A 23,318-nucleotide genomic window follows, 5' to 3' on the forward strand; every position below is an offset into this window, starting at 1 on the left:
ATTAAACACCCTGCGGCCCTTTTAGCCAATGTGCTGGTTTTATTAGCAGAAACCTGGCGATTACAGCGGTCCAGTTGGCTTGCACGCATTGAGGATTCATCGCCAGGTGCTAGAATGTGCCCACTGTTTTTTCGCGTCTAACCCGTTTTTTGTCATTCAGACAGAGAACCCGCGCATTTAAGGCAATGCTCAATGAAAATCAAAACTCGCTTCGCGCCAAGCCCGACTGGCTATTTACATGTGGGCGGCGCTCGTACCGCACTCTATTCCTGGCTTTTTGCTCGTCACAGCCAGGGTGAATTTGTCCTGCGTATTGAAGATACTGATTTGGAGCGATCCACGCCGGAAGCTATTGAAGCCATCATGGATGGCATGAACTGGCTGAGCCTGGACTGGAATGAAGGCCCTTATTACCAGACCAAACGCTTTGATCGCTATAACGCGGTGATTGATGAAATGCTGGAGGCGGGCACCGCTTATAAATGTTATTGCTCTAAAGAGCGTCTGGAAGCACTGCGCGAAACGCAAATGGCTAACGGTGAGAAGCCGCGCTATGACGGCCGCTGCCGCGACAGCCATGAACATCATGCTGCTGATGAGCCTTGCGTGGTACGTTTCCGCAATCCGCAGGAAGGGTCGGTGATCTTTGACGATCAGATCCGTGGGCCGATCGAATTTAGCAACCAGGAGTTAGATGATCTGATCATCCGCCGTACCGATGGATCACCGACTTATAACTTCTGCGTTGTGGTTGATGACTGGGATATGGGAATTACGCACGTCATCCGTGGCGAAGATCATATCAATAATACGCCGCGACAGATCAACATCCTTAAAGCGATTGGCGCTGAAGTACCGGTTTATGCGCACGTTTCAATGATCCTTGGCGACGACGGTAAAAAACTGTCGAAACGCCACGGTGCCGTTGGCGTCATGCAGTATCGTGATGATGGCTATCTGCCAGAGGCGCTGCTTAATTATCTGGTGCGCCTGGGCTGGTCACACGGCGACCAGGAAATTTTCACTGTCCCGGAAATGACGGAACTGTTTACGCTGGATGCCGTGAGCAAATCAGCCAGTGCCTTCAATACTGAAAAGCTACAGTGGCTGAATCACCACTATATTAATGCGCTGCCGCCTGAATACGTGGCAACGCATCTTCAGTGGCATATCGAAGAGCAGAAGATTGATACCCGTACCGGGCCAGAGTTGGCGAAGCTGGTGACCTTGCTGGGCGAGCGTTGTAAAACGCTGAAAGAGATTGCCGCTTCATGCCGCTATTTCTATGAAGATTTCACTGAATTTGATGCAGACGCGGCGAAAAAGCACCTGCGTCCCGTGGCGCGTCAACCGCTGGAAGTGGTGCGCGACAAACTGGCAGCTATTACTGACTGGACGGCGGAGAATGTCCATCAGGCTATTCAGGCTACCGCTGATGAACTGGAAGTGGGAATGGGCAAAGTCGGCATGCCACTGCGTGTAGCCGTGACGGGCGCGGGTCAGTCACCTGGTCTTGATGTTACGGTGGAAGCGATTGGTCGCAGCCGTAGCGTTGCGCGTATCGATAAAGCACTGGCCTTTATTAGCGAGCGCGAAGCACAGGCTTAAACACAGAGCCGGAAGCATCATGCTTCCGGCTTTTTACTCTTCGCTAATTCCCAAACGCTGTAATACGCCTTTAATTCCTTCCCGCAAGAGCAATGCAGCGAACAAATCTTGTTCAACTGCCGTCATTTGCTGAACTGAACTTATTAATAACGCAGGTAATGAATTCGGTTGAGCACCATAAGTTGCTGCGGGTTCATTGAGATTTCGTGTTGACTGAATAAACGTTTTAACGCGCTCATCAATATGGATTAATCTTGCCTTACCGCCTTGTACACCGGGCTTTGGCGTGGTTGTCCAGTTCTCGCGTTTAATCCATTTATTGACTGTCTGGCGACTATAGCCCGTTTCCAGCGCCAGCTCTTCGGGTGTAAGCCATTCCTTTTTCACGATGCTTTCCCTGTTAAATACATTAGTTGTACATATTACAGGAAATTGTAACGCGGGAAAGTAACTGAAGAGGAAATTGCCTTTTGTCTTTGCGACAAAAGGCAGAAAACGTTACTGAACGGAACTGACCTGATCGGCAGCAGGACGGAAAGCGAGGAAGTAGGTAAGGCCAACGAAAATTGCACCACCCACACCATTGCCCAGGAAAACTGCAACAAAGTTCGGCAGATATTCGGTCCAGCTCATCTGACCGGCAAAGATAGCAGCCGGAATGATAAACATATTCGCGACGACGTGCTGGAAACCGATAGCGACAAAGGCCATAACCGGGAACCACATGCCAAAGATTTTGCCCACCACATCTTTACTGGCAAAAGCCAGCCAGACCGCAAGACACACCAGCCAGTTACACCCGATACCTGAAATAAAGGCATGCAGGAAATCGGCATTCACTTTAGCTGAGGCTATTGCCACCGTTTTTTTCAGGTAGTCACCTTCGGTCATGCCAAGCATATGACCAAAGAACCAGGCTACTGCGACGCTGCCAAGAAAGTTAGCAAAAGTCACCCAAAGCCAGTTACGCAGCACATCCGCTAAGCTAATACGACGTGCAAACCATGCCATTGGCAGCACCATCATGTTTCCGGTGAGTAACTCACCGCCAGCCAGCACTGTCAGAATTAATCCCACCGGGAAAACCGCGGCACCCAACAGGCCGCCGAAGGAGCCCCAGCCAGCAGGTAAAGAGTTAATGACGTGAAGATCAAGCAGGAAGCCAGTGGCGATAAAAGCACCAGCCATAAATCCAAGAATTAATAAGGTGCTGACGGATGCACGGCTTTTAACCACGCCAGCCTGAATCGCCAGTTGGGCGATCTCTTTAGGTGTATGCAGCGACATAGTATCTCAATAGTTTTTTAATAATGAAGCGTAAAGCGCCTGGTGAAGCGTGGAGCAGAGGACAAAAACCCAGCAGCCACTTGATTAGCGCGCTAAGTTTTACATGGCAATTCAGGGAAAACAAGAAAATTCCCATAACATATTTAACGTCTATTTAACGTGATGTTGCCGGAAGATTCTCTGTTTATTTTGCTTTAAGAAAGCAGAAAATTGATTAAGCTGAAGACGTTACCGCATGCGTTAACCCTGGCTGCGTTACAGTTGCCGCCTTTTTCAGCGATCAGACGCAGAAAATCATTTTGCCGTTGACACTCTTAAAGGGGTTGCATATGATGCCGTCCGTCGCTTAACACGACGGTTTTTTCGGTTCGGGGCTATAGCTCAGCTGGGAGAGCGCCTGCATGGCATGCAGGAGGTCAGCGGTTCGATCCCGCTTAGCTCCACCAAACTTCTTCCCAAAAGTTTGGCACTGAAAAAACGATTCCAGATGTGGGGGTATAGCTCAGCTGGGAGAGCGCTTGCATGGCATGCAAGAGGTCAGCGGTTCGATCCCGCTTATCTCCACCAATCATTCTGTCTGCATTAAACATCTCTTTTTATCTGCGCTGAAAAGCTAAAAATCGCTTTTTCGCACTCTGTCATCTGCTTTTCTGCTTTGATAACGCTCTGAATGCTGCCTTTCTGCGCCTGTTGCCGCCGGGCTTACTGCTCTCTATCGACTAAAATGATATCTCCCGAACAAAGGAGGATGTCAGATGAGCGAAAAATATAAAATCACTTATGAACCTAAAGATGGCAATGAAAACCGTTCAGAAGAGGTGATGCTGGAAAGCGAGGGTGAGCCATCACAAAGTGAAGTGCATCAGGCGGTATTAGAGGATATGGCAAAACGTCAGCGTCCCGGTATCGGAGTGGATGGCGTTGCCACTTACACACTTATTTCTGTCACGCCAGAATCATAAAACAAGGGGCTTTCGCCCCTCTTATCACACCTCAGTTTCCTGTTGCAGATTCAGCACACGAAAACCGTGGGTGCCGTCACGATCCAGCTGCGCCACCAAACCATATTCCCACTCAAGGTAGGCTTGCATGACGGCAGGCTCAATATCGGTGCCTTCATAAGGGCGACGATAGCGATCGATAGCGGGTGAAAGCAGGTGTTGCTCTCCCGCTTCGGTGGGTAAACCAGCACTGCGCCAGGCGGCGTTTCCCCCTTCCAGTAGAAAGACGGGCTTGTCAGTCAGTGCTGCAACCTGCTGTAACGCATAGCGGGCCAGTAAACTGCTGCCGCAGGTTAAAACATAGCGTTCCGCATCGGGAAGAGCGTTAATGCCTTGCTGCTGCAGCGTTGAGCGCAACAACCAGGCTGCGCCGGGAATATGGCTTTTCAGGTAATTCGCTCGCGTGGTGAAATCCAGCACCTGGCTATGACCCTGACTCAGCCAGTCCGCTAATTGTGCGGGCGTAACCTCTTCTGCTGCAGGTGCCGCAGGCAGATGAGGCTGCCATCCACCCTGTTGGCTGAAATCAGCTGCGGTTAAGACTTCCAGTACCGCAACTTCCCAGCCTGATTGCGCCAGCCAGGAGGCGGTGATATTGGCACGCACACCATCATTATCAGTTAAGACAATGCGTGCACCGCGCACACTGGCATAGTGGTCAGTTTCTTGTATCAGTTGCCCTCCGGGTATCGGACGGCTGCCGGGCAGATGTCCGGCGGCAAACTCCTCATTATCACGCACGTCAAACAGGTAACTGGTGCGGGACTGCTGCTGCCACTGTGCCCATGCGTTTTTATCAAGGCGCAAAACGCCCGCCCGATCGGCCACGCGACGCGCCTGCGCGGCTGCGTGCCGCTGTGCGGTTTCGCTGACTGCACCGTAGCGCCGGGTCTGCTGATGCTCAAGCGGCAAACCTGCCAGCGTCCAGCCGATAGTGCCGTTGCGCAGGGCAAACACCGGATTACGAGTGCCGACATTGACCAGTGACTGTGTTCCGATGATGCTGCGTGTGCGCCCGGCGCAGTTCACGATAACGGTGGTTGCTGGCGAAGGTGCCAGATCGCGTATCCGTAGCGCCAGTTCGCCGCCTGGCACGCTGATGCTGTTGGGAATATTCATGGTGTGATATTCGTCATAGCGGCGCACATCCAGCACCACGACATCCGCTTTATCAACAAACAATGCATTCAGCTGTTCGGCTGCCAGCGACGGTGTGCGGTTATGATGTTCGACTAATTCCCCAAACGCTTTGCTGGGTGAATTGACGTCGATAAACAGCTCCCCGCCTGCCGCTTGCCAACCCGATAAATCGTCTTTTAGCAGCGAAATATTAGGGTATCCCCAGGCTGCCACACGCTCTGCGGCGGCCTGCGCCAGGCCTTCACCGTTGTCATACAGCGTAATGGCTGTATCACGGCGAGGAATACGATCAAGCCACTCCAGTTCCAGTCTGGATAGCGGCAGATTAACGGCAAACAAAGGGTGGCCCTGTGCGTAAAGCGCCTCATCGCGCACGTCCACCAGGGCCACTTCCTGCTGCTGACGGAGTGCCTGCATAATGTCTGCGGCGTCGCGCAGCGGAAACGCATGTTCAGCCATGTGAAAGATCCCAAATATTAGGTAAGTAACGGTTGCTGTAGCCTGAAATGAAGGTCTTCTCACTGCCGTCCTCGCGGTAGACCGCGCGCCTAACGGCACCGATATTGGCGCCATAAACATGGATACTCATTGAGACGCGATCGGTGAACGCATTGCTGACGCGATGAATATCCCCAACACGCGGCGAAACGGCGTCGATTTGTCCCGGCTCCAGCCTTACTGGCACACCTTTTTCTTTGAGGCCCTGCGGGCCGCGTGTAAAAGACTGCGACAGCTCTGCGCCTCGCAGCATGCCAATTAAACCCCATACGCGATGATCGTGAATGGGGGTTTGCTGGCCGGGTCCCCAGACAAAGCTCACCACCGAAAACCGCTGTTGTGCGTCGGTATAGAGTAAATATTGTTGATAGTGTTCTGCATGAGGGCGGGTAAACTTTTCATCCAGCCAGTCATCGTGTTGCAGCAGCGGTCGCAGCAACGCGCTGCCTTTTTCCAGGATCTCCGCTTCCGGCGGCTGGCTATCCAACAGAGCGGCGAGTTGTGTAACAAAATTGCGCAGCCGGTGATGCTGCTGATGGTGATGCTGCTGATTGTGTTGCATCAGGCGCGCCTCCTTTCACTGCCCAGCGCCGCGACTTTTTCCCGCGTTAACGGAATCAGCTCGCGACCATACGCCAGCGCATCTTTCAGCGGATCGAAGCCACGGATCAGTACGCTGTCGATCCCCAAACCATAATAATCAAGCAGCGCATCGGAAACCTGATCGGGCGTGCCAACCAGAGCGGTAGAGTTGTAGCCGCCGCTCACCAGTTTTGCCACGCCAGTCCATAACACTTTATCGTGCCGATCGCTTTGACGGGCGGCGGCCAACAGGCGCTGCGCACCTACGCTTTGCGGCTCAGGCAGGCCAAAGGTATGCCCCGTTTCTGCCAGTTGCTTACGTGCCGTTTCGTAAATATATTCGGCGCGCTCCCACGCCTCTTTTTCGCTGCTGCCGAGGATCGGACGGAAGGAGATATTAAATTTAATAGCACGGTTCTGCTTTGCCGCTGCTGCACGCACGTTGCGTACCGTTTCAGCCGCGCCCGCCAGCGGTTCGCCCCACAGAGCAAACACATCGGCATGACGTGATGCAACATCAATTGCCTCGTCCGATGAGCCGCCAAAGTAGATCGGCAGCCGGTGTTGTAACGGCTTGATGGCCGAAAACGCCTGTCCGGCCTGGTAAAAATGACCGTCATGATCGTAGGCTTCGCCAGAGGTCAGGCTTTTTTCAGCACGCTGAGAAACTCATCCGTGCGTGCATAGCGTTCGGCTTTGGTCAGGTAGTCACCATCACGGCGCTGCTCACTGTCGCTGCCGCCGCTGATGATATGAACGGCGAGTCGGCCATCGGTCAAATGATCGAGGGTGGCCAGCTTACGCGCCGCCAGCGTTGGGGCAACGAAACCGGGGCGATGTGCCAGCAAGAATTTAATGCGCGAGGTATTAGCCGCTGCATGCGCAGTCACCATAAACCCGTCGGGTTGATCAGACCAGTAACCCACCAGAATGCGGTCGAATCCGGCTTGCTCATGGGCGCGGGCAAAGTCAGCTATATAATTTTTATCAAACAGCGGGCCACTGGCCGGAATGATTTCAGAAGCCAGACGATGGCCGATCATACCGAGAAACTGGATGCTCATGCTTTTCTCCTGAGAATAAGTCACAGAGAAAAACTACGGGTTAAGGCGTGTACGAGGGAACTTCGTAATTGTGCAAAGGTTTTGCGTTATCTGGCGAAGCGCGATGTGGCGCGGCAGGATCGTGAAAAGCAGGGGATATATAAATAAGAAAAGGGCGAGACAAGCTCGCCCTTTATCAGATTACCAGGCAAGCACCAGGCCTGCGATAGCGGCAGAGAGCACACTGACCAGCGTTGAGCCATACAGCAGCTTCAGGCCAAAGCGGGAAACAACGTTACCTTGCTCTTCATTCAGGCCTTTGATAGCACCGGCAACAATACCAATGGAAGAGAAGTTGGCAAATGAAACCAGGAATACCGACAAAATGCCTTCCGCATGCGGTGACAATTGTCCGGCAATTTTCTGCAAATCCATCATCGCCACAAACTCGTTTGATACCAGTTTGGTCGCCATGATGCTGCCAACTTGCAGGGCTTCATTTGACGGCACGCCCATCACCCATGCAAACGGGAAGAAGACGTAACCCAGCACGCCCTGGAAACTGATGCCAAAGATGAAGTCAAACAGGGCATTCAGGCCGGAAATCAGCGCGATAAAGCCAATCAGCATGGCCGCTACGATGATAGCCACGCGGAAACCGGCGAGGATATATTCACCCAGCATCTCAAAGAAGCTCTGGCCTTTATGCAGGTCCTGCAACTGCAAATCTTCCTCGCTGTCAACGCGATAAGGGTTAATCAGCGACAGCACGATAAAGGTACTGAACATGTTAAGAACCAGCGCAGCCACAACATATTTAGGCTGCAGCATCGTCATGTAAGCACCAACAATTGACATCGAAACGGTCGACATCGCGGTTGCTGCCATGGTGTACATGCGGCGCTGTGAAATTTTGCCCAGAATATCCTTATAGGCGATGAAGTTTTCTGACTGTCCCAAAATCAGAGAACTAACGGCGTTAAAGGATTCCAGCTTGCCCATGCCATTAATCTTTGACAGCACGGTGCCAATGCCACGAATCACCCATGGCAGAATGCGGAAGTGCTGCAAAATACCGATCAGGGCAGAGATAAACACGATCGGACACAGCACATTCAGGAAGAAGAAGGCCAGGCCTTGTTCATTCATTTTGCCGAAGACAAAGTTCGTTCCTTCAGCAGCATATTTCAGCAGATGATCAAACACACCGGCAAAGCCTTGTACAAAGCCAAGACCCGCTTCAGAGTTAAGAAAGAACCAGGCCAGCACTATTTCAATGACCAAAAGCTGTATAATGTAGCGAACGCGAATACTTCTACGATCGTGACTGACCAGTAAGGCCAACACGCCGACCACCACCAAGGCTAAAAGGAAGTGCAAAATATGGGACATGTTTGCTCCAAATTTGAGGAGGGTTGTATTTTGCTGCGTATTCTATGTAACGCGTTACCGAAAAACGAGATCTGAACCACAATATAAGTATTACCTATCAGGGTATTTTTCAGAAAAGACTTACTGGTCACGTCTCGTTTACAAAACATTCACACCTATTACCCACAAATTTATTGTCTATAATTTGAACCGCGCGTAGAGTGAAACCGTCGCTCAGGTTTTTAACAGTGACTTTCTTTACGGCAAGGTATAGCAAAGGCTATACTTTATAGCACTATCTATTAGATTGATAACTACAACCGAATTCTGTTTATAACAGCGGCCCCGTAAGCTGCATGAGTGAACTCACGTTCAGACAGGGTAGAAAATATGTTTGAAAGTCGTACCGCCGAGCGTGCCGCTCGCGGAGCAAGAAAAGTCAAACTCGCGCTGTTAGGGCCCGCCTTCATTGCCGCCATTGGCTATATCGATCCGGGTAACTTTGCCACCAATATCCAGGCCGGGGCGGCTTACGGCTATAAACTGCTGTGGGTGGTGGTCTGGGCTAACATCATGGCGATGTTGATTCAGCTTATGTCCGCCAAACTCGGTATCGCTACCGGTAAAAACCTGGCGGAACATATTCGCGATCGTTTTCCGCGTCCGGCGGTGTGGTTTTACTGGGTACAGGCAGAAATCATCGCCATGGCGACCGATCTGGCCGAATTTATCGGGGCGGCGCTGGGCTTTAAGTTATTGCTGGGCATCTCTCTGCTACAGGGCGCGGTGCTGACCGGTATCGCCACTTTTTTGATTCTTATGCTGCAAAGCCGGGGACAAAAGCCGCTGGAACTGGTCATTGGCGGCCTGCTGCTGTTTGTCGCAGCCTCTTATATTGTCGAGCTGTTCTTTTCGCAGCCCAAGGTTAGCGCGTTAGTGGCTGGCATGGCATTGCCTTCGCTGCCAACGTCCGATGCCGTCTTTTTAGCGGCCGGCGTGCTGGGCGCAACCATCATGCCACACGTGATCTATCTGCATTCGGCGTTGACGCAGGGCGGCACCGGCGGTAGCCAGGCCGAACGTTATTCATCAACCAAGCTGGATGTGGCGATTGCCATGACGATTGCTGGATTCGTCAATCTGGCGATGATGGCGACGGCTGCGGCGGCATTTCATTTTAGTGGTAACAGCAGCATCGCCGATCTGGATAAAGCCTACCTGACGCTGCAGCCGTTGCTGGGCCATGCCGCCGCAACGGTGTTTGGTTTGAGTCTGGTCGCAGCCGGTTTGTCATCAACTGTGGTTGGAACGCTGGCAGGGCAGGTGGTAATGCAGGGCTTTATTCGCTTCCACATTCCATTATGGGTGCGCCGAACCATCACCATGTTGCCTTCGTTTATCGTCATCTGGGCGGGCTGGGATCCGACGCGGATTTTAGTCTTCAGCCAGGTATTGCTGAGTTTCGGCATTGCGCTGGCATTAATTCCGCTGCTGTCGTTCACCGGTAATCGCGAAATCATGGGGAACGAAATGGTCAATTCACGTCTGATGCAAAATGCAGGACGTTTGATTGTTTTACTGGTGGTGGCGTTGAACCTCTATCTGCTGGTGGGTGAGGCGCTCGGTCTGTAACAGAAAAATGCCCGGTTAATACCGGGCGTTTTGCTTAGTGATGATGCTCCCAATGGCCGTGATGGCGGTCGCGATCGTGGCGATGCTCATGTTTCCAGCGACGCTCACGCTCTTTAGCATGCCAGCGGCGCTCGCGTTCCCATTCTTTATGACGACGCCACTCTTCATGTCGCCACCAGCGGCGCTCATTATAAGAGTAACGATCATTCCACCAGCGGGGTTCGCGCCAGCGCCCGCCATCCCAGTAATAACCGCGACGATCGCGATCGCCAAGATGCAGTGTGACGCCAGGCAGTAAATCGATAGAGGCACTGGATGCCTGAGCTGTGTGAATTGCCAGCGGTGACAACAACGTTGTCAGCAAGGCAGCAACTAACATTGCGCGTTTCATAATTATCTCCTTATCGACAGCTTACCTCTGCTGCCGTCGCACTATTGTGCCGGTTTAATGCCAGTGTTGCGTTTAGATTTTGAATGATAATTGTGAGGAAATTCTGGAGAGAGTGAGGATTGAGAATTATCTGGCGCGGAAATTGCCCGGCGGACGCCGGGCGAGAAAGCAGTTACGTCATCACTTTACTGCCGCTTCAATGGCCGTCAGCTCTTCTTCACTGAACGAGCGTTGGGCCAGCATATTCACTGCATCGTCGATTTGCGCTGTTTTGCTGGCACCAATCAGTACCGACGTTACGCGATCATCACGCAGTACCCACGCCAGAGCCATTTGCGCCAGCTTCTGATCGCGCTGCTGAGCGAGGGCATGTAGCTTGCGTACCTTGCTCATTTTCTCATCGGTTAACTGTTCTTCACGCAAAAATTTGCTGCCGCTCGCGGCGCGTGAATCTTCCGGGATACCCTGCAAATAACGATCTGTTAATACGCCTCCCGCCAGCGGTGAAAAGGCGATGCAGCCAACGCCGTTGTCGCCCAGCGTTTGCAGTAAGCCTTTTTCAGGCGTGCGTTCAAACAGTGAATAGCGTGGCTGATGAATCAGGCATGGGGTGCCAAGATCGCGTAATATCGCTATTGCCTGGGCGGCGAGCTCAGCCGGATAATTTGAGATCGCGGCATACAAGGCTTTGCCCTGGCGCACCAGATGATCCAGCGCCAGCATGGTCTCTTCCAGCGGCGTTTCTGGATCCGGGCGGTGATGATAGAAAATATCGACATATTCCAGCCCCATGCGCTTCAGACTCTGGTCCAGGCTGGACACCAGATATTTTCGCGATCCCCAGTCGCCGTAAGGGCCATCCCACATGGTGTAACCCGCTTTAGTTGAGATAATTAACTCGTCACGAAAAGCACGAAAATCTTCGCGCAGAATACGACCAAAGTTCTCTTCAGCCGATCCCGGTGGTGGACCGTAGTTATTCGCTAAATCGAAGTGCGTGATGCCACGATCAAAAGCGTGCCGTAACAGCTCGCGGCTGTTATCGACGCGCGTGCTATCGCCAAAATTGTGCCAGAGACCAAGGGAAATAGCGGGTAATTTAAGTCCACTGCGTCCGCTGCGGCGGTATTCCATCTGTTGATAACGGTCGGGATGCGGGAAAAAGGTCATACAGCGTTCCTGTCTCAAACAAGATAATGAACCGAAATCGTAGCAGTGTATGCGGTTACACTCAGTGACAAGACACTACAAATCACACATTTGCGGAATTCTCTGCCATCGTAACGTTAGCTTGCCAAGGGATCTCCGGCGAAGATGGCGCATTTCTCGCCTGTTTTGGGCTTTGAGGGATACTCAAAGAGAGCATTCTTTGAGAGGAACGGCCCATGACCTGTTTTACCGTTGGCGATTATTTACTGGCGCGCTTGCAGGAAGTTGGTGTTAAACACCTGTTTGGCGTACCGGGTGACTACAATCTGCAATTTCTTGACCGCGTCATCGATCATCCTGAGATTGGCTGGGTCGGCTGCGCCAATGAGCTTAATGCCGCCTATGCTGCCGATGGCTACGCGCGATGCAACGGTGCTGCCGCCCTGTTGACCACTTTTGGCGTTGGGGAGCTTAGCGCCATCAATGGCATCGCAGGCAGCTACGCAGAATACCTGCCGGTGATTCATATTGTTGGCGCGCCTGCCAGTCAGGCGCAGCAGCAGGGCGATTGCGTTCATCACTCATTGGGTGACGGGGATTTTTGCCATTTTATCCGTATGGCGCAGGAAGTCTGCGTGGCAACGGCACAACTCAGCGCAGAAAATGCCACAGCGGAAATTGATCGTGTGATCACCTGTGCCCTGCAATCGCACCGGCCAGGCTATTTGATGCTGGCGGTGGATGTGGCTCAGGTTGCCGTCGAGCCGCCAGCAGACGCCTTAAACATTACCCAGTCTGCCGCGCCCCGGGTGCGTGAGGCATTTCGCCTGGCGGCTGAAAAGCGGTTAGCGTCGGCCCAGCGCGTCTCATTATTAGCGGATTTTCTTGCGCTACGTTGTCAGCAACAAGCCGCCCTGGCCGCATTACGGGCCGAGCGTGCCATTCCCTGTGCCAGTTTGTTGATGGGAAAGGGCGTGCTGGATGAGCAGCAGCCAGGCTACGTGGGCACGTATGCCGCTGAAGCCAGTGAGGGCAAAATACGCGAGCTGATTGAACAGGCCGATGTCACGATTTGTGCAGGCGTGCGCTTCACCGACACCTTAACCGCAGGCTTTACACAGCAATTCAGCTCCGCTCAGCTTATTGAGCTGCAACCCAACAGCGCCAGCGTGGCGGGAGAGTTATTCGCGCCGCTCAGTATGGCTGATGCATTGAGTGAGTTGCATACGTTGTTCTCACGCTATGCGGCGCGCTGGGCCTTAGCGCCTGCCGCCTTGCCCGGTATACCGGTAGAAGATGCGGCCTTTATCAGCCAAAACGCTTTTTGGCGGGCGATGCAGGCATTTCTCCAGCCGGGCGATATCATTCTTGCCGATCAGGGAACGGCTGCCTTTGGCGCTGCCGCCCTGCGTTTGCCGCATCAGGCGCAACTGTTGGTGCAGCCATTGTGGGGCTCAATCGGCTATACTTTACCGGCAGCCTTTGGCGCACAAACGGCGAAGCACAATAGTCGCGTCATCCTGATTATTGGTGACGGTTCGGCCCAGTTGACCATTCAGGAATTGGGTTCGATGCTGCGCGATAATCAGCGTCTGGTGATTTTTGTGCTGAATAATGAAGGTTATACCGTTGAACGTGCGATTCATGGCGCAACACAGCGTTACAATGATATTGCCCAATGGAACTGGACGGCACTGCCCCAGGCCTTTAGCCTGCACAGCCAGGCACAGTGCTGGCGTATCAGCGAAACCGTGCAGTTGCAGGAAGTGATGAAGCGCCTTAACCCGCCGCGATATTTATCGCTGGTGGAAGTGGTGATGAAAAAGGATGATTTGCCGCCACTGCTGCGTAAAGTGACGGCCTGCCTGAATCAACGTAACGGCGGCTAAGTTTCAGATAGTTGCCGCTGTGCAGTGCGGATTAACGCGGTTAGGCTGTGCATCACACTTGCGTTAAACGCTCACCTTTCGCACCGGTGGGCGTTATTGTTTTATTGGCAGAATTTTATCCGTCATACTTCAGGCTGCATGTACGTTGGCTGCTTACGCTCACCCGGCTCACTTAGTCAATAAGCGTCGGGAATAATGCGTTTACTGCCTCCATGCAACCTGACTTATTTTGGGTATATAGTCTCCTCCAACTCTTAAAGACCCCAAGCGGAGCAACAGAAGAATGACAACCTATGCCTTGGTCGGCGATGTCGGCGGAACTAACGCCCGCCTCGCACTGTGTGAGGTGGAAAGCGGCAGCATCTCCCAGGCCAAAACATTCTCAACATCAGAGTACGACAGCCTCGAAGCTGTCATCCGCCATTATCTTGATGAACAACAGCAGGACATTAAAGATGGTTGTATTGCCATTGCCTGCCCCATTACCGAAGACTGGGTTGAAATGACCAACCACGACTGGGCATTCTCCACGCGCCAGTTGAAAGAGAATCTCGGTTTTGAACACCTGGAAATTATCAACGACTTCACTGCGGTATCGATGGCGATTCCGATGTTAACGGCCGACCACGTCATTCAGTTTGGCGGCACAGAGCCGGTAAAAGATAAGCCGATTGCGATTTATGGTGCAGGCACGGGTTTGGGCGTCAGCCATTTGGTTCACGTTGACAAACGTTGGGTCAGCCTGCCGGGCGAAGGCGGTCATGTCGATTTAGCGGCTAACAGCGAAGAGGAAGATCAGATCCTGGAAGTGCTGCGCGAAGAGTTGGGCCACGTTTCGGCAGAGCGCGTACTGTCGGGGGCTGGACTGGTAAACCTGTATCGTGCCATCGTCAAATGCGATAACCGCGTGCCTGAAAATCTCAAGCCGAAAGATGTCAGCGAGCGTGCACTGGCTGATAGCTGCCTCGATTGCCGCCGCGCCTTATCACTGTTCTGTGTGATAATGGGACGTTTTGGCGGCAATCTGGCATTAAATTTGGGCACCTTTGGCGGGGTTTATATCGCAGGCGGCATCGTTCCACGCTTCCTGGAATTTTTTAAAGCCTCTGGCTTCCGCGCGGCGTTTGAAGATAAAGGCCGCTTCCGTGACTATGTCTCGACTATTCCGGTTTATATGATCACGCACGATCAGCCCGGCTTACTGGGCGCGGGCGCGCATCTGCGTCAGACGCTGGGGTGCCAGCTTTAAGTCAAAACAAAAAACGGCCTGCGGGCCGTTTTTTTATAAACGCATCAGCTGGCGAAAAATTTTTACTTTACTGCGGCTGACTGGCACCTGAAATTCTAAATCGCGCAGCTTTAATAGATAGGTATTGTTGAACCACGGTTCTATCTCGCGGATTTTGTTGAGGTTAACGCAGTAAGAACGATGGCAGCGAAAAAATTGCTGTTCTGGCAGGCGTGAGCAAAACTCGCTGATGTTCATCGACATCACATAGGCTTCGCGGCGGGTATAAACAAACGTCAGCTTTTCGTGCGCTTCAACATAATAGATATCATTCACATCAGTGACGATGATGCGCTCATCTTTGTGCAAATTAACAGTGTGAGAGACATGCGCGGCGGGCGTTTGTGCATGTTGCTGTTGCCAGGTAGCTTCCAGTTTGCTGAGCATGGTGATGATACGCGATTCATGATACGGCTTGAGAATATAATCAAATGCTTCCAGTTCAAACGCATCCACCGCATGCTCTTTCCAGGCAGTAATAAACACAATTAAGGGTTTATGAGCGAACTGATGAATATTTTGTGCCAGCAACATGCCATCCAGTGAGGGGATATTAATATCCAGGAAAATCACATCGACACGATGCTGTTGCAGATATTTCAGCACATCCAGTCCGTCATCAAAGCAGGCTTCTATCTGGATCTGGCTGTGCTGCTGAATCATCCAGCTTAACTCTTGTTGGGCTAAAAACTCATCTTCGACAATGATAGCTTTCACACCAGGCTCCCCGTCAGCAGCTGACCGTTTTTACTCAGAGTGAAGGAAATTTCAGTACCAGGCTGGTGACGTACAATGCTCAATCCCTGACCAGAGAGTAATTTCACCCGATGATGGACATTAAGCAGGCCAATTTTATTGCCCGGCATGTCATCTCGTGCCACGCGCGCCATCACCTCATCGCTGATACCCTGGCCGGTATCCCGAACGGCTATACGCACCCGATCGCCTAAATCTCTGACGCTTAAGGTCACAACACCCTTACCGCGGCAAGGCTGTATGCCATGCACAATCGCATTTTCAACCAGGGGCTGAATCAGCAGACTCGGTAGCGAAAAGTGCAGATCTTCATCTACGTCATAAATCATCGACAGCTTATCGCCAAAGCGAGCCTGCTCAATGGCGATGTAATCTTTGACCTGCCACAGCTCCTGTTTAATATCGATCAGTTCGTCATCATTTAATTCGAGGTTGTAGCGCAAATAACGTGAAAGATTGATCACTAACTGACGCGCCGTATCGGGATTTAACCGAATCGAAGAGGAGATGGCATTAAGCGCATTAAACAGGAAATGGGGATTTATTTTGCTTTGCAGCGCACGCAGTTCCGCTTTATTCGCCATTTCACGCAGCTGTTCAGCACGAGACACCTCCAGCTGGGTAGAGATGATTTGTGACAGGCCAATCGCCATCTCTTTTAAAGAACCGGTGATGCGATGCGCGCGGCGATAATAAATTTTTAGCGTGCCGGTGACTTTGCCTTTTTCCCACAGCGGAATGACAATCATGGAGTGAATATCTTTAGTGCGGTGAGCTTCATCATTGTTTTTGATGATGATTTTACCACTGGCAATTGCCTGTGCCGTGGTTGGACTGATGTCATCATCCCCCTGTTGATAATTTTTTCGCCGTAACCGACATAGGCCAAAATCTGTTGCTTATTGGTCATCGCTACCGCATCGGCTTTGATATCACGTCGGATAATGTCACAGATATTACGCAGCGAATCGCTGTTCACCTGACGAAAAAGGGGCAATGTTTTATTGGCAATTTCCAGCGCGAGTTTGGCCTGACGTGCCGCGATGGCCTCTTTTTCCCCTTCAACGCTTTGCACCAGTAAGACAATCAAACCTATGCTGGATGCGCCGAGGATCATCGGCAGGGCAATTTCAGAGACAATGGCTAAGCCCAACGCGGTCGGGCGCGCCCAGACGACAATCAGCAACATGGTCAGGCTTTCACACAGCATCCCGCCTATTATTCCGACGCGCCAGCGATGTTCTTTAACACCCGACGATTAATACCACCCGCAACGATACCGGCAACGATGCTGGTAATCAGGCAAGGCACCGAAGTCACGCCATGAATATCGATCAGAAAGCGATGTACGCCCGCAATGATGCCGGTTGCGATGCCCACCCACGGACCAAACAGGATGCCACCCGCCATGACGGCTATTACCCGAACGTTAAGCAGCGAGCCGTCAACGTCAACGCCAGACCAGGTACTGAACAGCGCAAACAGTGAGAAAACAGCGGTAACCGCCAGCTTCTCCAGCGGCGTATGCTCATCCTTCTGCAACAGTTGGCGAAACGGGCGCGTGCGTGTCAGGAAGAACAGACAGATCAACATTAACGCGGCACGGTCGAACACGGCCAGTAACATCGTGAAGTGGGAAGACACAGGCGACTCTTTGATAGAAAAAAGTAGCGCCTATGATAAAAAATGTGATCGCGATCCGCTAGCACACATCTTCGTCAGAACGGGTGTTTATGTTTTAGATCAAATCCATTAAGAATAAAAAAGAGGAAAAGTTGACTGTCAATAAGGGGATCTCTTTTTTCCTCGTCAACGGCTGGTCGGTACAGGGTCGGTTTGCTATGTTGCCAGGATGACGCGAGTCGGCGACAACTGAACTGCCGCGAACGGGAGCAGAGGAATGCACTTAACCACACCAAGATTAATTCTGAGTACGTTGAAGCCCGAAGACTGGCAACTGTTTCGGGCCGTACACGAAGACAGCGAAACCATGACCTGGGTCAGTGAGATCCCGGATGAAGTCGATTTACGTCAGCGTTTCAATGAGCGCCTCGCGCCGTGGCAGGTAACCAGTTTCCACATGCTGTGTCTGGTTGCGCGCCGCCGCGATAATGGTGAAGCGATTGGTTTGTTTGGCTGTAGCCCGGAATGGGAGCCCTATCGCCAGGCCGAAGTCGGTTACATGCTGCTTCATCGCCACTGCGGCCAGGGGTTTGGTCAGGAGGCGCTGGCGGCGCTGTGTGAGTTTTTGCTTAAAGCTGATTTTCATAAGCTCAAAGCGATGGTGATCGAGGGCAACTGGCCTTCGCGCTGCATTCTTGAGAAAAACGGTTTTCAACTTGAAGGCACGCTACGGGATAATTATCTGCTGAAAGGACGCTGGGTAAACGATTGGGTGTTAGGACGACTGAATTCGAAAAAATAAAATAATTTTCTACCGCTCTCGACAAGGTTGTTATCGTCACGTTATGTTCTTGTTCAGGTCACAACAGTGACCAGCGTCGCTCGGACGGTCCGGGCGCTTACGTAATCCAGAGGACACTATGGCTGATAACAGCACACCCCGCCGTTTTTCGCGTATTGAACGTCTACCGCCTTATGTTTTCAACATCACCGCTGAATTGAAGATGGCTGCGCGTCGGCGCGGCGAAGATATTATCGACTTTTCGATGGGTAATCCTGATGGCGCAACGCCGCCGCACATCGTAGAGAAGCTGTGTCAGGTTGCTCAACGCGACGATACCCACGGTTACTCAACCTCTAAAGGTATTCCCCGGCTGCGCCGTGCTATTTCACGCTGGTACGCCGATCGTTATCAGGTTGATATCGATCCTGAATCGGAAGCCATTGTCACTATCGGCTCGAAAGAGGGGCTGGCGCATCTGATGCTGGCTACGCTCGATCATGGCGATACTGTTCTGGTGCCGAACCCCAGTTATCCCATTCATATTTACGGCGCGGTGATTGCGGGTGCGCAGGTGCGCTCAGTGCCGCTGGTTGCAGGCGTTGATTTTTTCAATGAGCTGGAACGTGCGATTCGTGAAAGCTATCCCAAGCCGAAGATGATGATTTTGGGTTTTCCTTCAAATCCTACAGCACAGTGCGTCGAGCTGGACTTTTTCGAGCGCGTCATTGCGCTGGCGAAGCAGTACAACGTGCTGGTGATCCACGATCTGGCCTATGCTGATATCGTTTATGACGGCTGGAAAGCGCCCTCTATTATGCAGGTGCCCGGTGCGCGTGATGTAGCAGTTGAATTTTTTACGCTGTCTAAAAGCTACAACATGGCGGGTTGGCGTATCGGCTTTATGGTGGGTAACAAAGAGCTGGTAGCGGCGCTGGCACGTATCAAAAGCTATCACGATTACGGCACGTTTACACCGCTACAGGTGGCGGCAATTGCTGCGCTGGAAGGCGATCAGCAGTGCGTGCGCGATATTGCTGAGCAGTATAAGCGTCGACGTGATGTGCTGGTAAAAGGACTGCATGAAGCGGGCTGGATGGTGGAAAATCCAAAGGCTTCGATGTACGTCTGGGCCAAAATCCCTGATCACTATGCCCACCTCGGCTCACTGGAATTCGCCAAGCATATGCTGCAGGAAGCGAAAGTATGCGTGTCACCAGGCATTGGCTTTGGTGATTACGGCGATACCCATGTGCGTTTTGCGCTGATTGAAAACAGCGATCGTATTCGTCAGGCAGTGCGGGGAATTAAAGCGATGTTCCGTGCCGACGGCATTCTGCCTGGCAGCGTAAAAAGTCTGGAAGAAGAGGCTTAAAAGCCAATCGGGGCGACATAAACGTCGCCCCTGGCAGCTTTTTACGGCGCTTTACACTATTTCAGCATCAGCACAAAGGTGCCGACCCAAAGCAACACGAAAAAGAAATTCCCATTAAGGCATATTTCACAAAACAACTCCTCTGAGCGGCTACGATGATGGCGATCCCGGACCAGCGCAACGCGAACAGATGGGAAAAGGTCTCTGTTTATCGCAACAGTACGCTTCTTCCCGGGGCGATCTGAGGAACTCAGAACAGGATCGGCCGCTAATTTACGCGGAATCGAGCGTAAATGAAATAGGGCGTTACTGAGATATTCCTCACAAAATTTAGTGCACCTGGATTTCAGGGATCGCCGACATGCCGACACGCAATTGCGCCAGATCTTGTTGATTGCTCTCCAGCACAATTTTCACCGGCAGACGTTGAACCACTTTAGTGTAGTTGCCCGTTGCGTTATCAGGAGAAATGGCTGAAAAAGTCGCGCCTGTTGCTGGCGCAATACTGTCAACGTGGCCAATAAAGGTTTTGCCAGGCAGGGCATCCACCTTCACCAGCACACGCTGCCCCTGGCGAACATCCGTTAATTGCGTCTCAAGATAGTTGGCGGTGATGTAGGTTTGCTGTAACGGCACCACCGCCAGCAGGCGTGTCCCGGCAGAGACGTAAGCGCCAATACGCACTGAACGCTGTCCGACCATGCCATCAACTGGCGCGACGATGCGCGTATAAGAAAGGTTCAGGCGCGCCTGATCGACGCTGGCTTTGGCCGCTGCTACGTCCGCTTCGGCTGAACGCACCGCTGCTTTTAACACGCCGACTTCTTTTATAGCTGACGCTAACGCGGCCTGACTCTGACGAACTGCCGCTAATGCTGAACGCTGCGTCGAGCTGGCCTTCTGTTGATCGTCGGCGGCAACGGTCCCGCTTTTATACAGGCGATTATAGCGATCGGCACTTTGTCCGGCGTACTGTGCTGATGCCTGGTTGGCCGCTAAGCTGGCTTTTTGTTGCTCAATCACCGACTGCTGCTGCTCCAGTTGCGCCTGGCTGCTCATGAGCTTAGCCTGGCTGACTTGCAGGGCGGCTTCGGCACTCTCCAGCGCCACGCGATAGTCACGATCGTCCAGCGTTGCCAGCAGTTCACCGGCTTTCACTTGCTGGTTATCCTGCACGTTGACGCTGGCGATATAGCCCGATACTTTCGGCGCGACCAGTGTGTAGTCGGCGTTCACATAAGCATCATCAGTGCGGTGATCGTTACTGGTCATGGCTGACCAGATAAAAAACGCTATCGCCAGTAAAACCAGCAGCAACAGGCTCAGCAGCACGGTTCTTCTCATTACTAAAGCACGCATATTCAGTTATCTCGACGTCGGTGTTACGGGTTGAATCAGGGTTTGTGGCGGCCATACGCGCTTCGGCAAAATGGCCGTCAATAAAAGCATGAAAGCAGCAAAGCCAATCAGCAGCATCCAGGTATCGCTCAGGCTCAGAACCAGCGCCTGATGTTTCACCAGGGTGGCAAAACCGCTCAGGTTTTCGCTACTGCTTACGCTGCCATCCGGCAACAGCGGCTGGCTACGGTTTGCCTGACTGCTGTCAAGAGCCGTCATCAGCCACGGGCGGCTGACTGCATGGTTAATCAGCACGTTGGAATGAAACTGCTCGCGGTGACTGACAAACCAGCTCACTAAGGTCGACGCCGCAATACTGGAAAAGCCGCGCACGGTATTAAACATCGCGGAGGCAAACGGCCCTTCTGGCGGAGCGACTACGCTGGTGGCGCTCATCAATATCGGCAAAATCACCATTGGCTGCCCAAAAGCCTGCAAAATCTGGATCAGCCAGAAGTTTTGTCGCGCCCAGTCGCTGGTAATGTGCATTCCCAGCCCACAGGAAGTCACGAGCAAACCAAGACCGGCTGCCAGCACCCAGCGGCAGTCAATCCAGCGGATATTGAGTAATGCCGCAACCAGCGGCGCGATCAGCAGCTGCGGCAGACCAATGGCTAACGCCAGCGGCGCAAACTCGAGCGTGCGAAAACCTTCGACCTGCGCAAAATAAGCGGAGGGCAGGGCAGAGCCAGAAAGTGACACGATCAGCACACCGGCTAACGCCAGTAATCCGTGTGTCAGATTGCGCCGTTGCAGCATTTGCAACTTAAACAACGGCAGCGGATGAAACCATTCATTAATCAGGAACACCACGAACAGCGGCAGGGCAGTCAGCAGTAAGCCAACAAACAGCGGCGAATTAAGCCAGTCGAGACGCTCGCCTTGCGTCAACGCCAAAATCAGCAAAGCGATCGCGCTGCAGCCGGTCAGCATGCCGAAGAGATCGATCTGTTTGAAACGCTCAGTACGCAACGGATCCTGAGGTAAGCCCCAGCCGATCAGCAGCATCCCAATTAACATCGCCGGCACGACTTGCCAGAATACAAACATCCAGCTCACTTCATCGGTCCAGAAGGCGGCCAGCGACGCGGCCATGTTCGGCCCAAAAGTCGCCGTTAAGGCATAGCCACCAAGACCATAAAGTTTTAGCGGGGGCGGCAGAAAACGCAGCGCCACGGTCATCAGCATTGGCGGCAGTGCGCCCCCAAATAAACCCTGTACCACGCGCAGTGCAATAAACAGTGTTGGCGTCGGCATCATCGGCAGCAGTATGCCGGTCAGCATAAAACCAGCCGATGCCGTCAGGGTAAAACGGCGTAGCGAGAAGGTGACGGCAAACCACGGCGCAATCATCATCGCCGCCACTTCGGCTGCCTGATAAGCGGAAATAATCCAGCTACCCTGATCGTAACTGATGCCGGTTGCTGCCCGAATATCAGCCAGCGCGATATCCGTAACGCGATCGTTTAACCCTGAAGTCAGCGCAGCGATCAGCACACCGACTAAGCCCAGTGCCAGACGCAGGGTAAAAGGATGCGGGGCCGGCGCGGAGGCAGGCGTAGCGTTCATAACATTTCTCTTATAATTTGATGCGGTGTATTGCGATGTGATACAGATCACAATCTTACATCCCGGTATGATGTATTGCAATGTGGTACATGCTGTAAAAAGTGCCTTAATCACGCTACAGTAAGGCAGCTCAAACAGGACGACGCTATGGCTCAACTTCCATCCAGCCGCGAGGATGAAAAAACCGGTGGCATTCAGGTCATCGCTCGCGCAGCAAAAATTTTGAACGCATTAGGTGAACATCCCAGGGGTATGAGTCTCGGCGAAATTGCCCAGGCCGTTGATTTACCGCGCTCAACGGTACAACGCATCGTGGCGGCGTTGGACAGTGCTCAACTGGTACGCAGCAGTGGCGCAGGCGGGCTGCGGCTCGGCCCCGCTTTACTTAAACTGATCTCAAGCGTACATACAGACGTCGTAGATTTAGCGAAACCCTTACTGGAAAAACTGTGCGCGGATACCAATGAAACGGTTTCGCTGGCGCGTGCCAGCGGTACGCAACTGGCCATCATCCATTATGTGGTTGCCTCGCGCGAGCTACGTGTCGTACCGCGCATTGGGCTAAACCTGCCGCTTTACAGCACCTCTGGTGGTCGGGCGCTGCTGGCGCTGGAGAGTGACGAAGATGTACGGGTAATGGTTGGTGAGGCTTATCGCGAACTGACTGAGATGACAGTAAAAACCTTGCCGCAACTGCTTCAACGCATAGCGGAAGTGCGCGAAAGCGGTATCTCCTACGATCGTGGTGAAACGCTGGAAGGTATTTCAACCATGGCTGTAGCACTGGATACGCTGTTTGGTCGTTTTTCCGTCTCTCTGCTGGTGCCCACTGCACGTTTTCTCAAACATGAAGCGCGTTATCGTGAGGAAATACTCAAGTGCAAAGAGGCGCTGATACGTGAAATTGGCAAAATCGCTGCTGTAGAAGGATAACCAT

Annotated in this window: 18 protein-coding genes, 2 tRNA genes and 3 pseudogenes; 10 read left to right on the forward strand and 13 right to left on the reverse strand. The window is 52.5% G+C overall.

Annotated features, from left to right (window positions below; all coding sequences use genetic code 11):
• Window positions 1–192 precede the first annotated feature (192 nt).
• Window positions 193–1,608 (forward strand): glutamate--tRNA ligase, encoded by a 1,416-nt coding sequence (gltX, locus tag O3W44_RS17680; RefSeq protein WP_269294068.1) that lies wholly within the window; start codon window positions 193–195, stop codon window positions 1,606–1,608.
• A gap of 33 nt (window positions 1,609–1,641) precedes the next feature.
• On the opposite strand, the gene O3W44_RS17685 is transcribed toward gltX, so the two are convergent.
• Together O3W44_RS17685 and O3W44_RS17690 are read right to left on the reverse strand one after the other, a co-directional pair.
• Complete coding sequence (locus O3W44_RS17685) at window positions 1,642–1,995, reverse strand: YfeC-like transcriptional regulator (RefSeq protein ID WP_269294069.1); 354 nt, start codon at window positions 1,993–1,995, stop codon at window positions 1,642–1,644.
• A gap of 111 nt (window positions 1,996–2,106) precedes the next feature.
• Window positions 2,107–2,895: a formate/nitrite transporter family protein gene (locus O3W44_RS17690; RefSeq protein WP_269294070.1), complete on the reverse strand. Its 789-nt coding sequence runs from the start codon at window positions 2,893–2,895 to the stop codon at window positions 2,107–2,109.
• 370 nt (window positions 2,896–3,265) lie between these two features.
• Between O3W44_RS17690 and O3W44_RS17695 the strand changes: the two genes are divergently transcribed.
• From O3W44_RS17695 to O3W44_RS17705, 3 genes are all read left to right on the forward strand, one after another.
• Window positions 3,266–3,341, forward strand: a tRNA-Ala gene (locus O3W44_RS17695).
• A gap of 45 nt (window positions 3,342–3,386) precedes the next feature.
• Window positions 3,387–3,462 (forward strand) — tRNA-Ala (locus tag O3W44_RS17700).
• 188 nt (window positions 3,463–3,650) lie between these two features.
• Window positions 3,651–3,857, forward strand: a complete 207-nt coding sequence (locus O3W44_RS17705; RefSeq protein WP_269294071.1) for a hypothetical protein — start codon at window positions 3,651–3,653, stop codon at window positions 3,855–3,857.
• A gap of 24 nt (window positions 3,858–3,881) precedes the next feature.
• Here the strand turns inward: O3W44_RS17705 and O3W44_RS17710 are convergent, their stop codons facing one another.
• From O3W44_RS17710 to O3W44_RS17725, 4 genes and pseudogenes are all read right to left on the reverse strand, one after another.
• Window positions 3,882–5,495 (reverse strand): rhodanese homology domain-containing protein, encoded by a 1,614-nt coding sequence (locus tag O3W44_RS17710; protein WP_269294072.1) that lies wholly within the window; start codon window positions 5,493–5,495, stop codon window positions 3,882–3,884.
• Complete coding sequence (locus O3W44_RS17715) at window positions 5,488–6,096, reverse strand: cysteine dioxygenase (protein WP_269294073.1); 609 nt, start codon at window positions 6,094–6,096, stop codon at window positions 5,488–5,490. The genes O3W44_RS17710 and O3W44_RS17715 overlap by 8 nt, the downstream gene beginning before the upstream one ends.
• Window positions 6,096–7,180: pseudogene (locus tag O3W44_RS17720) on the reverse strand (LLM class flavin-dependent oxidoreductase). Before O3W44_RS17720 ends, O3W44_RS17715 begins: the two are co-directional and overlap by 1 nt.
• A 180-nt stretch (window positions 7,181–7,360) precedes the next feature.
• The gene (locus tag O3W44_RS17725) at window positions 7,361–8,551 is read right to left on the reverse strand and encodes a NupC/NupG family nucleoside CNT transporter (RefSeq protein ID WP_269294074.1); all 1,191 of its coding nucleotides are present in this window, start codon (window positions 8,549–8,551) and stop codon (window positions 7,361–7,363) included.
• Between the two features lie 369 nt (window positions 8,552–8,920).
• Here O3W44_RS17725 and O3W44_RS17730 point away from each other — a divergent pair, with 369 nt between their 5' ends.
• Complete coding sequence (locus O3W44_RS17730) at window positions 8,921–10,162, forward strand: Nramp family divalent metal transporter (protein ID WP_269294075.1); 1,242 nt, start codon at window positions 8,921–8,923, stop codon at window positions 10,160–10,162.
• 34 nt (window positions 10,163–10,196) lie between these two features.
• On the opposite strand, the gene O3W44_RS17735 is transcribed toward O3W44_RS17730, so the two are convergent.
• On the reverse strand, window positions 10,197–10,553 hold the full coding sequence (locus tag O3W44_RS17735; RefSeq protein WP_269294076.1) for a DUF2502 domain-containing protein: 357 nt from the start codon (window positions 10,551–10,553) through the stop codon (window positions 10,197–10,199).
• A gap of 180 nt (window positions 10,554–10,733) precedes the next feature.
• Window positions 10,734–11,723, reverse strand: coding sequence for an L-glyceraldehyde 3-phosphate reductase (gene mgrA, locus O3W44_RS17740; RefSeq protein WP_269294077.1), 990 nt, complete (start codon window positions 11,721–11,723; stop codon window positions 10,734–10,736).
• Window positions 11,724–11,938: 215 nt separating this feature from the next.
• Between mgrA and O3W44_RS17745 the strand changes: the two genes are divergently transcribed.
• On the forward strand, window positions 11,939–13,591 hold the full coding sequence (locus O3W44_RS17745; protein WP_269294078.1) for a thiamine pyrophosphate-binding protein: 1,653 nt from the start codon (window positions 11,939–11,941) through the stop codon (window positions 13,589–13,591).
• Between the two features lie 283 nt (window positions 13,592–13,874).
• Window positions 13,875–14,840, forward strand: coding sequence for a glucokinase (glk, locus tag O3W44_RS17750; protein ID WP_269294079.1), 966 nt, complete (start codon window positions 13,875–13,877; stop codon window positions 14,838–14,840).
• 33 nt (window positions 14,841–14,873) lie between these two features.
• On the opposite strand, the gene O3W44_RS17755 is transcribed toward glk, so the two are convergent.
• On the reverse strand, window positions 14,874–15,596 hold the full coding sequence (locus O3W44_RS17755) for a LytR/AlgR family response regulator transcription factor (protein ID WP_269294080.1): 723 nt from the start codon (window positions 15,594–15,596) through the stop codon (window positions 14,874–14,876).
• A pseudogene (locus O3W44_RS17760) lies at window positions 15,593–17,261 on the reverse strand (LytS/YhcK type 5TM receptor domain-containing protein). The gene O3W44_RS17755 and the pseudogene O3W44_RS17760 overlap by 4 nt, the downstream one beginning before the upstream one ends.
• Before the next feature lie 274 nt (window positions 17,262–17,535).
• Here O3W44_RS17760 and O3W44_RS17765 point away from each other — a divergent pair.
• The gene (locus O3W44_RS17765; RefSeq protein ID WP_269294081.1) at window positions 17,536–18,060 is read left to right on the forward strand and encodes a GNAT family N-acetyltransferase; all 525 of its coding nucleotides are present in this window, start codon (window positions 17,536–17,538) and stop codon (window positions 18,058–18,060) included.
• Between the two features lie 118 nt (window positions 18,061–18,178).
• The gene (gene alaC / locus O3W44_RS17770; RefSeq protein WP_269294082.1) at window positions 18,179–19,414 is read left to right on the forward strand and encodes an alanine transaminase; all 1,236 of its coding nucleotides are present in this window, start codon (window positions 18,179–18,181) and stop codon (window positions 19,412–19,414) included.
• 56 nt (window positions 19,415–19,470) lie between these two features.
• Here the strand turns inward: alaC and ypdK are convergent.
• From ypdK to O3W44_RS17785, 3 genes and pseudogenes are all read right to left on the reverse strand, one after another.
• Window positions 19,471–19,544 (reverse strand): annotated as a pseudogene (gene ypdK, locus O3W44_RS17775) (membrane protein YpdK).
• Window positions 19,545–19,744: 200 nt separating this feature from the next.
• Window positions 19,745–20,773 carry an HlyD family secretion protein gene (locus O3W44_RS17780; RefSeq protein WP_269294083.1) on the reverse strand — a complete coding sequence of 343 codons (1,029 nt, stop codon included), beginning with the start codon at window positions 20,771–20,773 and terminating at the stop codon, window positions 19,745–19,747.
• A gap of 6 nt (window positions 20,774–20,779) precedes the next feature.
• Complete coding sequence (locus O3W44_RS17785) at window positions 20,780–22,381, reverse strand: MFS transporter (RefSeq protein ID WP_269294084.1); 1,602 nt, start codon at window positions 22,379–22,381, stop codon at window positions 20,780–20,782.
• A gap of 147 nt (window positions 22,382–22,528) precedes the next feature.
• Between O3W44_RS17785 and O3W44_RS17790 the strand changes: the two genes are divergently transcribed.
• Window positions 22,529–23,314, forward strand: coding sequence for an IclR family transcriptional regulator (locus O3W44_RS17790; protein ID WP_269294085.1), 786 nt, complete (start codon window positions 22,529–22,531; stop codon window positions 23,312–23,314).
• Window positions 23,315–23,318: the final 4 nt, after the last annotated feature.

This window comes from Pantoea sp. LMR881 (assembly GCF_027157825.1).
Lineage (GTDB): Bacteria > Pseudomonadota > Gammaproteobacteria > Enterobacterales > Enterobacteriaceae > Pantoea > Pantoea haifensis.